Consider the following 12,479-nt stretch of genomic DNA (forward strand, 5'->3'; position numbering starts at 1 on the left):
TAACTCAAATCAGTCAACTTGAATGCTCAAAGTTTCTAATCAAAATTAAACCGGGATATCGTGTTTCTTTTCACMCCTGAAGGGGTATTTTGAGGTAAATGAAAAAAATACCCCTTCAGGGGTGATTTTTTAATTGTATATTGATAAATATATTTACAATCGGATTAACCTTGTATTTCCGTATCAAGTGGGCAAAAAGATATTGTTACTTTTTCTCATCCTTTTCAGCTATTGTCTCGATGGTTTTTCCCAGCGGTATAACTTTGAACAATATGACATAGAGGATGGGCTAACGCAATCGCAGGTAACTGCTATTACGCAGGACAGCAAGCGTCGCTTGTGGATTTCGACTCTTGGAGGGCTCAGCTGTTTTAATGGCAAACAGTTTACCGATTACACCAAAATACGTGGTCTAAGCAGTAACTTCATTCTTGCACTGGCATCAGGAAAAAAGGATGAAATATGGATAGGATCTGCCAAAGGTTTATCAAAATACGATGGCAAGGGTTTCAGCAATTCGGCTGATACGAAAAAATGGGTTGGTGCACTTGCCACCGATAAAAATGGGACTACCTACTGTATAAAAGCCAAACGCTTATACAACGCCAACAAAGATCAACTAATAACCATTTCAAATGATACTACCGAAATAGTTACGGCTCTTAAAACAGACTATTCTGGTAACATATGGGTAGCCGTTCATGGGAAGGGATTGTATCAACTTGAAAAGGGTAAATGGACATTATGGCCATTAGATGAAAAAATAAAGACCCTAATAGTTACCAATATTTTAGTAGACAAGCTTAATAAAGGAAAAGTATGGTTTTTAACTCCCCAAGGGATCTATGTTGCCCAGAACAATAACATTAATAAAGTCTATAACGAAATTACGAGTAAATGCAATGCCATAGCACAGGATGGGAAAGGATCAATATGGATAGGTACAAACAAGGGTGCCTACTACATTACTCCTGCCAGCGTTATCCATTTCAATTCCCAGAATGGGTTCACAGACAATGTTGTTAATGAGATATTTAAAGACGTCGAGAATAACATCTGGCTTGGCACAGATGGCTCTGGCCTATTCAGGTTTACCAATAACAGCTATGTAACATTCGACGAAACACAAGGAATAGAAAGTCGAATTGTAATGGCCATTGCCAACGGCCCTACTCCAGGATCAATATGGTTGGGCTCATATGGTGGCTTATATGAGTACAAACAGAATCAAAAGATAACAAACGTTAAAATACCATCTCAAAATCCGGATTCCTATCGCATTAATTTCTTATATAACGACCATAAAAACAACCTTTGGGTAGGCACTCCCGGTGGTGGCCTCTGGAAACACAACGGCAAGCGCCTGGAACGTATGGATACGGATAATTTGCATATAGCGTACAATGCAATGATTGAGGATAGCGGTGGCACCATATGGTTATCAACCAATCATGGATGCTTAACCTTTGATGTTAACAGCAAAAAATTTACCAGAATTACCCAACAGTTTGGTGGTGGATTAATGGAATTGGCGCGCGACTCAATAATTTTAGGCACTCAGGATGGCGCATGGTTAGTTGCCAACAAGAAAATGCTCACCCCTTTAAAGATTAAAGGCTTATCGGGTTCTAACATACTCTGCATGCTTAAATACAAGGACTATGTGCTTTTCGGAACTGCAGATTACGGCTTAGTGATCTGGAACATTAAAACCGGGGCAACAAAATCTTTAAATACCAAGTCGGGTCTTGCATCTGATCACATCTATAGCTTGTTAGAAGATAAAAAGGGCATAATATGGGTTGGAACCGGAAGAGGCATTGATAGAATTGATCCTAAAAACTTTACAATTATACCACCGCAAAGCGAGGATGAACTGCTGGTAGAATGCAATCAGAATGCCATACTTCAACACAACAACAATGTATGGATCGGCACTACCAAAGGAGTTATTGTTTATGGAGTAAATCCTAATCCAGAGAAAAAAGTAAGTCCATATATCTACATCAATTCAGTAAATGTAACCCCAAATTACAAACCAAAATATGTTGAAGGTGTGCTTACGCTACCCTATAACCACAACCGCATTAATATCAGTTATACTGGAATTTATCTGAAAAATCCCGATGCTGTAATGTACCAATATCGACTTATAGGATTAGATAACAAATTCAGTCAGCCAAGTAGTAATTCATCTATGAATTTCACGGCTATCCCTCCCGGAAAATACACTTTCCAAGTAAAAGTGATTACCAAAGACGGGCTTTTTTCAGTTAATACGGCTTCAGTTGCATTTGAAATACTGCCTGCATACTATCAAACGTCTCTTTTTAAGTTCTTTATTGTGATACTTATTATCCTGCTGATATTATTTATAGTATACATCATCTTGATGCTCAATGAACGTAGACGCAAATTAAGACTAAAAATAAAGCTGGAGGAACAATTTAAGATCAGAAAACAAACTGCCGAAGATTTTCATGATGACCTGGGCAACAAGCTAACCAGAATAACAGTTCTTTCGGAAGTATTGGGTAGCATGATCGATAAAGATGATACCGAAAAAAGGAATATCTTAAAAAAGATCCGTTGCAATGTTGACGAACTGTATAATGGAACCAAAGATATATTATGGTCTTTAAATCCAAAAAATGATTCCTTAGAACAGGTATTAAACCACATTAAAGATTTCGGTCAGGAAATGGTTAATGAAACTCCTATTCTCTTTAAATTTGATATAGATCTCAATAACAAATACACCAAATTATCATTAGATATGAGCCGAAACATATTGATGATTTTTAAGGAGTCTATACATAACTCACTGAAACATGCCAAAGCCAGGGTGATAAATTTTGAGGCCAAATTAAACAACGGCATGCTGTTGATCACCCTTCAGGACGATGGAATCGGCTTTGATGTAGCACACGCTAAAGATGGGCATGGCATGAACAATATGTATGTTAGGGCAAAAAGAATAAATGCCGATTTAAAGATCATTTCTAATGACAATGGTACCAGTGTATTGTTACTTGTTAATTTTTCGACCCTAAAACATTTTAAAGATGCCTAATCAGGAAGCCGCAAGAATTGTAATTATTGAAGATGATAAAACCATCAGAGAAGGCTACCACTACCTGATAGACAATACCTCTCCATATACCGTGGTAAATGCTTATCCTTCATTTGATGTTGCAAAGCTTAAAATTGCAAAAGACAACCCGGATGTGATCATATTGGATATACAGCTGCCCGGTACAAGCGGCATTGACGCTTTACCGCAACTAAAAAAGATGCTGCCTGATGTTTACATCATTATGCTTACTGTTTATGAAACCGAAAAAATAATACTGGATGCATTGGCAAATGGTGCTTCAGGATACTTTACCAAGAATACGCCTTCATCAAAAATAATCGACGCAATTAAAGAGGTAATGCATGGCGGCGGCCCCATGAGCCCAGATGTTTCAAAGAAAGTAATTATGTCTCTTCAAAAAAACCAGCATTCGCCGCTTACCAAAAGAGAAACACAGATACTGGAATTAATAGCCGAAGGTAAAGATCGTGGCCAGATCGCCAATCAGTTATTTATAGATGTAGAAACGGTTAAAACCCATGTAAAGAACATTTACATTAAGTTAGACGTCAACTCGAAAGCTGACGCCATAAATGTGGCAAGAACCAATAAGCTGATATAAACCTATTCACTCTCTATTTCAGATATAGAGAAGCTATTACCGCTAAGTCTATATTGTAATGTTTTTAAAGTGCCATCCTTTTCAGTAGTATCTTTTGAATTTACGATAGGAAAAGTGCGGAACAAGTCGCCATTCTTGATAACGAATTTATCATTACCTGCGTAGGTCTTTTTAGCTCTATCACTTAATGCCGGGAAGGTGATCTTGTTAAAATTACCATCAGAATATTCGAAAACGTTAAGATCCAGAACATTCTTCTTGCTTAACAGCTCGATGTAAATTTCCGGGTTACCATCATTATCTAAATCCATATTCCAGGCATCAGTTATAATGCCACTACGTTCATTAGAAAACGATTTGTAATTGCTTTTAAGCGAATCGGACATCAGTATCAGATAACCACCAACGCTATCAACCCCTTTACCCCAGCTTACTACCTCAAAATTGATACCTGGTCTTATCGCTATATCCTTGTAAAAAACAAACTGACCTTTTTGCTTAGCTGCAACAGGTTCACTCTGTTTTACAGCTTCATCTTTCTTAGAAGAGTCGCTGCAAGAAGCCAATAAAAGCAGCCCCGCAAATAGAAGAGGCTGCTTTATTAAGTATTTCATCAATTTCATCATTTACTTTTTAATGTAAATACAATTTATACAATGCAAACTACTATTTAGTTTTTACATCCGAAGCACCATTGTTCAAAATTGTTTCTGTAACAACGCTGCGTTTACCACTTGGCGCGATTACAATAGTTTTTAAAACACGTTTTTCGCCTTTAGGAACAATCACTTTAACAGGGCTGTTAACTAAGTTAGCAGTTTCAGACGGACGTGTAAGATCTAAAGTATAAAATACTTTTGAACCTGGTATTGGTGCTTTCAGATCAAGATTAAATTCTTCACCGTTTATTACTTTTTCTGCTGTTAATCCAAGCGGAGTTGGAACCCAATAGTTTGTGTTGGTTTTATCTAATCTGGCCAAATGCACAGGAATACGCTCTTCAGAGAAGTTTTTAAAGTCCTTACGGTCAAGCTTGCTCCATGCAATCTCTGCCAATGAGAACATTCTTGGTAAGATCATATACTCCACTTTTTCTGGAGTTTGAATATACTCAGTCCACAGGTTAGCCTGTACACCCACAACATGTTTCTGCTGATCTGCAGTTAATTCTTTTGGCATTGGATCGTAAGCATATGCTAAAGAATAAGGTGCTAAACCACCAATATTTGTTGGTTCGTCAACAGAATTAGATTGTTTATGATCAAAGTAAAGTCCAATAGGTCCGCCCGGAGTCATGATCACATCATGGTTTTGTTTTGCCGCTGCAATACCACCTTCTGTACCTCTCCACGACATTACAGTAGCGTTAGGCGCTAAACCACCTTCAAGAATCTCATCCCATCCAATAATTGAACGGCCTTTTGCATTGATGTGTTTTTCGATTCTCTGGATAAAATAGCTTTGTAACTCATGCTCATCTTTTAACCCAAGTTTTTTAATTAAGTTCTGGCAAAACTCACTTTCTTTCCAGTATTCTTTAGGGCTCTCATCACCACCGATATGAATATATTTAGAAGGGAAAATCGCGATTACCTCGTCCAACACATCTTCTAAAAATTTAAAGGTATTGTCGCTAGGCACAAATACATCATCAAATACACCCCATTGCTGTTGCACTTGCTTTCCTTTTCTGGAACCAGACCAAGGTGTTTTAACATCAACAAAAGTATCTCTGTTAGGGAAACAGCTTAATTCAGGATATGCCGCAATTGCTGCTGATGCATGGCCAGGAAGCTCAATCTCAGGAATTACGTTAATATATCTTGCTGCTGCATAAGCAACAACCTCTTTAGCCTCTTGCTGGGTATAAAAACMTTTGTACTCTTTATTATCTGTACCTACTCCAGGGTGGTGACCAATAATGGTGCCGCTTCTGGTTGCACCAACTGTTGTTAGTTTAGGATATTTCTTGATTTCAATTCTCCATCCCTGGTCTTCAGTTAAATGCCAGTGGAAATTATTTAATTTATATTGAGACATCAAATCGATGTACTTCTTGATAAAAGCTACCGGGAACATATGGCGTCCAACGTCGAGGTGCATTCCTCTGTATTTAAAACGAGGATAATCGTTAATTTCTGCTGCACTTATGGTTAGCTCATTATTTTTCTTTTCAGGCATTAGCTGAATCATAGACTGAACTGCATAGAACAATCCTGCATCTTTACCTGTTACAGTGATTTTTTTATCAGTAATATCAATAGTATAACCTTCTGCAGGTAATTTATCAGCCCCTGCCGAGGTTAATACAATTGCTCTTTCATTGGCTTTTATAGCCTTTGTTTCTCTAAGTGCAAATCCTGCCTTCGTGGTAATAGAAGCGTTTAGCAAATCTGCCATCTTTGCATTGGCTGCATCTGCAGACATCAATACAACAGTTTTGTCCAATTTAAAGGCTCCGCTTTTCTTTACTACCGAAACGGGGGCAGGAATAATGCCCATATTGGCATCTGTTTGCGCAAATGCACCCACAGACATAAATGCCACGAGAGCAACTGATAATAATCTTTTCATGTGTTAGGTTAAATAATTTATTTTAAATCAAGCCCCAAGATAAAAAAATCTTAGAGAAAGGCGGGCAAAAAAAAGGCAGAATCATACGATTCTGCCCATATTTCTATTAAAATGATACTTACAACACTTCTTTTACTTCGTGTTCTTTTGCCGCCAGATAACGCTCTGCATCTAAAGCCGCCATACAACCAGAACCAGCGGCTGTAACTGCCTGGCGATAATAATGATCCTGAACATCTCCACTGGCAAAAACACCTTCTATGTTGGTTTTAGAAGTTCCAGGGATTGTTTTTAAATAACCAGTTTCATCCATATCCAACCATCCTTTAAAGATATCGGTATTAGGTTTATGGCCAATGGCCACAAAGAAACCTTCAACTGGCAAATCAGTTTCTGCACCAGATTGGTTATTTACTATTCTTACCGCAGTAACATTTTTACCGTTACCCAGAATTTCTTTAGTTTCAGAGTTATAAATTACTTCAATATTTGGCGTATTTAATACCCTGTGTACCATAGCTTTTGAAGCTCTGAACTCATCTCTGCGCACAATCATGTATACTTTTTTACAAAGCTTTGCAAGGTAAGTAGCCTCTTCGGCAGCAGTATCACCAGCACCAACTATCGCTACGTCCTGTCCTTTAAAGAAAAATCCGTCGCATACCGCACATGCCGATACACCAAAACCATTATATTGTTGTTCACTAGGCAAACCAAGCCACTTAGCTGTGGCACCTGTCGAGATAATTACAGTATCAGCTGTGATGGTTTTAATTTCATCAACAACTACTTTGTGAGGCAAAGATGAAAAGTCTACAGAACTTACATATCCAAAACGGATATCAGTTCCAAAACGTTCTGCTTGTTTACGGAAATCTTCCATCATCTCAGGGCCCATAATGCCACCCGGGTATCCTGGGAAATTATCAACATCAGTAGTCTGCGTTAATTGACCACCAGGTTCCATACCAGTATACATAACTGGCTTAAGATCAGCACGGGCTGCATAAATTGCAGCAGTATATCCTGCCGGACCTGAACCTATAATTAAACATTGAACGTGTTCTATTTCTTCTGACATATATGTTTCTTTCTTATTAAAGTACAAAATTACGCTTTATCCCGCTATCCGTCAAACGCTAGCGCACAACAAACGCAACATTGTGATTTCCAGATTATAATTCCGCCTAAGTCTGGATAACACCTACGTTAAACTGCTTCTTTATAGGCGATTGATTGGCCGCTTCTATACCCATAGAAATTACTTTTCTGGTTTCTGAAGGGTCAATAACGCCATCAACCCATAACCTTGCCGCAGCATAATAAGGAGTAGTTTGACTGTCATACCTATCGGTAATTTCTTTTAACAGTTCTTCTTCTTTTTCCGGTGTAATCACCTCTCCTTTTGCTTTTAGTGATGCTTCCTGAATCTGCAACAACACTTTAGCGGCCTGCGAGCCACCCATAACTGCAATTTTAGCACTTGGCCAGGCATAAATCAATCGCGGATCATATGCTTTACCACACATGGCATAATTACCGGCACCATAAGAGTTTCCTATTACAATGGTAAACTTAGGCACAACGGAGTTTGCAACCGCGTTTACCATTTTTGCACCATCTTTAATGATGCCTCCATGCTCAGATCTGCTGCCTACCATAAAGCCGGTAACATCCTGTAAAAACACCAAAGGGATTTTTTTCTGGTTGCAATTCATGATAAACCGTGTTGCCTTATCAGCACTATCAGAATAAATTACTCCCCCGAACTGCATCTCCCCTTTTTTGGATTTAACAACTTTACGCTGATTGGCAACTATACCAACCGCCCAGCCATCAATACGACCTAATCCGCAGATGATGCTCTGTCCATACAATTTCTTGTATTCTTCAAATTCAGAGTTATCTACCAAGCGTTGAACTACCTCGAGCATATCATAAGGCTTTTCTCTGTTTTCCGGCAGTATTCCATAAATTTGTTCAGGATCGAGCTTAGGTAAAGCTGGCTTAATTCTATCAAATCCGGCTACTTGTGGTGCACCCAGCATGCTCATGATGTTACGAATGCTATCTAAACAAGCCTGATCATTAGGATGCTTATAATCGGTTACACCAGATATTTCACAATGGGTAGTGGCTCCACCCAGGGTTTCATTATCCACATCTTCGCCAATTGCCGATTTAACAAGATATGACCCTGCCAGGAACACAGAACCTGTGCCATCAACAATCATTGCTTCGTCGCTCATGATCGGTAAATAAGCACCACCAGCCACACATGAGCCCATTATTGCAGCAATTTGAACAATCCCATCGGCCGACATGATCGCGTTGTTTCTAAACATTCGTCCGAAATGTTCCTTATCAGGAAAAATCTCATCCTGCATAGGCAAATAAACACCGGCGCTATCAACCAGATAGATTACCGGCAGTCTGTTTTCCATTGCAATTTCCTGCGCCCTAAGATTTTTCTTAGCAGTCATAGGAAACCAGGCACCTGCTTTTACGGTAGCGTCGTTCGCAACAATCATACATTGCCTGCCCGATACATATCCGATACCGCAAACCACACCGGCCGATGGACAACCACCCTGCTCAGCATACATTTCATCTGCCGCAAAAGCACCAATTTCTAAAAACTGACTTTCTTTATCTATCAGGTAAGAGATGCGTTCTCTTGCCAATAATTTACCCTTGTCCTTTTGTTTAGCAGCGTTCTTCTCTCCCCCACCTTTATATATCTTTTTGAGCCGGGTTTTTAAGTCATAAACTGACTGTTTATTAACGTCTTCATTCTTATTGAATTCTATGTTCATACAGGCAAGTTAAATCTTTATTATTAGGAGAACAAAAGTCCAATTCGGGCTTTGGTATAGAGGTAAAACTATAACATCCATTTCCAAGCTGGCATTATTAGAATATGTACACCATCTATGGTTAATTCTTCTTCTTCGAGCGTGATAACCCATGCTTCCTTAGCCTTACAATAACCGGCAGCTTTAAGTAGTCCTTTTAAAAAGATACGATTGTTCAGCCATATTCATCGCTCCATAGACAAAATCGTCTTTCTTGTAAAGACAATTTACACAATAATCGTCTTTACAAGAAAGACGATTATTGCAAAGTTAGAAATACCACCCTACGTAAAAAACAATTAATTATTTACTATGCTTCATACTTTTTAAACACAGAAGTTGCAGTGTGACCACCGAAACCAAATGTGTTGTTCAGCACGTAATTAACAGGCTGGTGAATAGATTTACCTAATACAATATTTAAGCCTTCGGGAATTGCAGGATCAAGATTTCTAGTGTTGATAGTTCCCGGAATAATTCCATCTCTGATGGCAAGAATACTGATTATACTTTCTATAGCACCAGCACCACCAAGTAAATGACCGGTCATAGATTTGGTTGCACTAATTTTAACAGGCAAATCGCCAAATATTTTTTTAATTCCGTTTAATTCTCCAGCGTCTCCTAAACCTGTAGAAGTTGCGTGAGCATTGATATAATCAATTTTATCAGGAGTTATCCCTGCATCAGCAAGTGCTTTAGAAATACCTAAAGATGCCCCTAAACCATCCGGTGGCGTACCAGTAAGGTGATAAGCATCAGCTGCCATACCACCACCAACAATTTCTGCATAGATATGTGCACCTCTTTTTTGGGCATGCTCGAGTTCTTCCAAAATCAAAGCACCAGCGCCTTCACCAATTACAAAGCCATCTCTGTCTACATCAAACGGACGCGAAGCAGTTTCAGGATCATCATTTCTTTTTGATAAAGCATGTGCTGAGTTAAAACCACCTACTGAAGATTCAGTAATACCGGCCTCGGAACCACCCGCTACCATAATGTTGGCCTTGCCTAAACGGATAGAATCAAAAGCGCTGATAATTGCAGTGTTAGAAGATGCACATGCCGAAACAGTAGCATAATTAGGACCATGGAGTTTATTGCGTATTGAAATTACACCAGCGGCAATATCAACAATCATTTTAGGGATAAAATAAGGGCTAAATCTAGGAGTTCCATCACCAAGATGATACTCTTTCAATTGCTCTTCAAAAGTACCGATACCACCATTTCCAGATCCCCAAATCACACCCACTTCATAGCGTTCAATTTCAGGCATTGTTGTAAAGTCTAATCCTGAGTCTTTGATGGCCTGATCGCTGGCTGCAATAGCGAACTGAGTATACAAATCATATTTTTTGATTTCTTTTTTATCAATATAGGCTTCGGCATCAAAGTTTTTCACTTCAGCAGCAAAGTTGGTTTTGAATTTTGAGGTATCAAATTTTGTTATTTTAGCTGCGCCACTTTTACCGGCAACTATATTGTCCCAAAATTCTTTTACTGTATTTCCCACCGGGGTTACAGCACCTAAACCTGTTACTACTACTCTTTTCATATTCACTTCTATTTTATATTTAGCGGTGCGTTTGTTTAAACTCACCGAGTTATTTCTTTTGCAAAATTACCATAAATACTTAAATCTGGTGGGCATTTATTTGTTACAATGTGTCATATTGTTCAATATTTCCATTATCCCCTCATTTTCAATTATCCACATGCCCATGCGTTCATCAGTTATACCCTCTTTCAGCTCATGAGTAAACATGGGTTTCCCATCTATTATCCTGGTTTCCAAAAAGCGGAAATTAATATTACTGTTATCATTTAGCTCTTTAGCCACTTCAACAATATGTGTTGAAATAACAAAAAAGCTCCCTCTGATCTGGCTAAATGCTGTTATGATTGAAAGTGAAGCATCGTAGGCATCTTTTACATTCGTTCCTCTAAACAGCTCATCAAATATAACCACCATATTGTTAGATGTGGTTACTTTTTGTGCAACTTGCTTTACTCTTAATACCTCGTTATAAAAATGGCTATATCCCTGATTCAAATTATCTGAAAGATTGATCGTAGTAATGAGGCCATCAAAAATGCTGGTCTCCATACTTTCTGCAGGAACAGGAAAGCCCAAATGGGCTAGATATATGGATATTGCAATAGATTTTAGCAAGGTCGATTTCCCTGCCATATTCACTCCCGTAATAAAACAAACATTTTTATCAGTACTGAAATCGATGTTATTGGGTATTGGGTGCTTCACAAATAAATGAAATACCCCTTTAATTACAATTGATCTCTCCTTTGAAGAATTGAATACAGGAAATGACAAGCCGTAAGTTCTTGCAGATTTTGCAACTGATAAATAGGCATCTAACGAATAACAAATTCCCAGAAGTTCCTTAATTTCTGTGACCTCTGAATTTCTGATTATAAAATCGTATTTCTCTAAATCAAAGAGTTTAAAAGTGTGAGGTCTTATTTGATTATGGTGCTTAATGTCTGCTTGCCTCTCTATCATTCCATGAACTTTATTGTGGAGTGATTTTAGTAGTTCAGGAGCGTTCTCAATAATTAATTCGCTGCAAAAGTCATACAACAAATGGATCAGCTTTAATACTTCCTGAGCCCCGCGTTGTCTTAAATACTGTTGCTGATTGTTCTTAAAGAAAAATCTGGAAGTAACCCCTATAATATCTATAGCAGCCGGCTGGTTGGGCTTATCATTTTGACGTAAGTAGAACTCAATAAAATCAAGCGATTCCTTATCGAAGGCTATAGTTTTATTATACTTCAACAGATATTGGATAAGATTTTTTCTCTCTTCAATTATCTGAATATCAGTTTGAGGATGATTAAAAAGGCTCCTTAACTTCTCTTTCCCTCCTATGGTTGAGCTGAAGTCGAAAAAAGAGAAAATGCACTTTTCACTAGCGGCACTTTCAAATATCTCGAGATCGTTTAAAGTTTGATTATCTATATCAAATGGAACCATTCACAAAACATGTTGATTTTCATCAATGAACTTACAACATTTTATGCTTTTTAAGTGCATTTATTTTATGATCAACTATGGGGCTTCTATGAAGCTTGGTATGGCCTGCGTTAACGCTGGTTCGAGACTGGTTCGGGACTGGTTCGGGAAAAGATGCATGTTTTCCGACGCAATCTGCTCCCAGTCCTTAATCTGCCTTGATTAAGCCCAATAAGAGGTAGCTTAAAGGTCGTCATCTCCACGATAGGAGAGATCTCTGACCTTTAAATAGCTACAAAGCAAATTGGCATAATCAAGAGATCTCTCCTATCGTCGAGATGACGACCGCATTAAAGAACCAAGACCGTCGTA

At 38.4% G+C, this 12,479-nt stretch carries 8 protein-coding genes; 2 read left to right on the forward strand and 6 right to left on the reverse strand.

Annotated features, from left to right (window positions below):
* Window positions 1-187 precede the first annotated feature (187 nt).
* On the forward strand, window positions 188-3,073 hold the full coding sequence (locus tag AC1DDK_RS00705; RefSeq protein WP_337715122.1) for a ligand-binding sensor domain-containing protein: 2,886 nt from the start codon (window positions 188-190) through the stop codon (window positions 3,071-3,073).
* Window positions 3,066-3,698 carry a response regulator gene (locus AC1DDK_RS00710; protein ID WP_172663765.1) on the forward strand — a complete coding sequence of 211 codons (633 nt, stop codon included), beginning with the start codon at window positions 3,066-3,068 and terminating at the stop codon, window positions 3,696-3,698. Before AC1DDK_RS00705 ends, AC1DDK_RS00710 begins: the two co-directional genes overlap by 8 nt.
* 2 nt (window positions 3,699-3,700) lie before the next feature.
* Here AC1DDK_RS00710 and AC1DDK_RS00715 read toward each other — a convergent pair whose 3' ends face one another.
* From AC1DDK_RS00715 to AC1DDK_RS00740, 6 genes are all read right to left on the reverse strand, one after another.
* On the reverse strand, window positions 3,701-4,312 hold the full coding sequence (locus tag AC1DDK_RS00715; protein WP_288880528.1) for a hypothetical protein: 612 nt from the start codon (window positions 4,310-4,312) through the stop codon (window positions 3,701-3,703).
* Between the two features lie 52 nt (window positions 4,313-4,364).
* On the reverse strand, window positions 4,365-6,272 hold the full coding sequence (locus tag AC1DDK_RS00720) for a beta-N-acetylhexosaminidase (RefSeq protein WP_477633750.1): 1,908 nt from the start codon (window positions 6,270-6,272) through the stop codon (window positions 4,365-4,367).
* A gap of 118 nt (window positions 6,273-6,390) precedes the next feature.
* The gene (trxB, locus tag AC1DDK_RS00725; RefSeq protein WP_048904563.1) at window positions 6,391-7,353 is read right to left on the reverse strand and encodes a thioredoxin-disulfide reductase; all 963 of its coding nucleotides are present in this window, start codon (window positions 7,351-7,353) and stop codon (window positions 6,391-6,393) included.
* A gap of 106 nt (window positions 7,354-7,459) precedes the next feature.
* Window positions 7,460-9,088, reverse strand: coding sequence for an acyl-CoA carboxylase subunit beta (locus AC1DDK_RS00730; RefSeq protein ID WP_288880533.1), 1,629 nt, complete (start codon window positions 9,086-9,088; stop codon window positions 7,460-7,462).
* A gap of 349 nt (window positions 9,089-9,437) precedes the next feature.
* Window positions 9,438-10,688, reverse strand: coding sequence for a beta-ketoacyl-ACP synthase II (gene fabF / locus AC1DDK_RS00735; RefSeq protein WP_337715124.1), 1,251 nt, complete (start codon window positions 10,686-10,688; stop codon window positions 9,438-9,440).
* Between the two features lie 96 nt (window positions 10,689-10,784).
* Window positions 10,785-12,128, reverse strand: a complete 1,344-nt coding sequence (locus tag AC1DDK_RS00740) for a MutS-related protein (protein ID WP_337715127.1) — start codon at window positions 12,126-12,128, stop codon at window positions 10,785-10,787.
* Between the last annotated feature and the right edge of the window lie 351 nt (window positions 12,129-12,479).

This window comes from Pedobacter sp. 05T44 (assembly GCF_056395985.1).

Excerpts from the sequence above, each read along its gene's own strand:
- fabF (WP_337715124.1), bottom strand. The coding sequence starts at position 10,688 with ATGAAAAGAGTAGTAGTAACAGGTTTAGGTGCTGTAACCCCGGTGGGA.
- AC1DDK_RS00710 (WP_172663765.1), top strand. The coding sequence starts at position 3,066 with ATGCCTAATCAGGAAGCCGCAAGAATTGTAATTATTGAAGATGATAAA.
- trxB (WP_048904563.1), bottom strand. The coding sequence starts at position 7,353 with ATGTCAGAAGAAATAGAACACGTTCAATGTTTAATTATAGGTTCAGGT.
- AC1DDK_RS00730 (WP_288880533.1), bottom strand. The coding sequence starts at position 9,088 with ATGAACATAGAATTCAATAAGAATGAAGACGTTAATAAACAGTCAGTT.
- AC1DDK_RS00715 (WP_288880528.1), bottom strand. The coding sequence starts at position 4,312 with ATGAAATACTTAATAAAGCAGCCTCTTCTATTTGCGGGGCTGCTTTTA.
- AC1DDK_RS00740 (WP_337715127.1), bottom strand. The coding sequence starts at position 12,128 with ATGGTTCCATTTGATATAGATAATCAAACTTTAAACGATCTCGAGATA.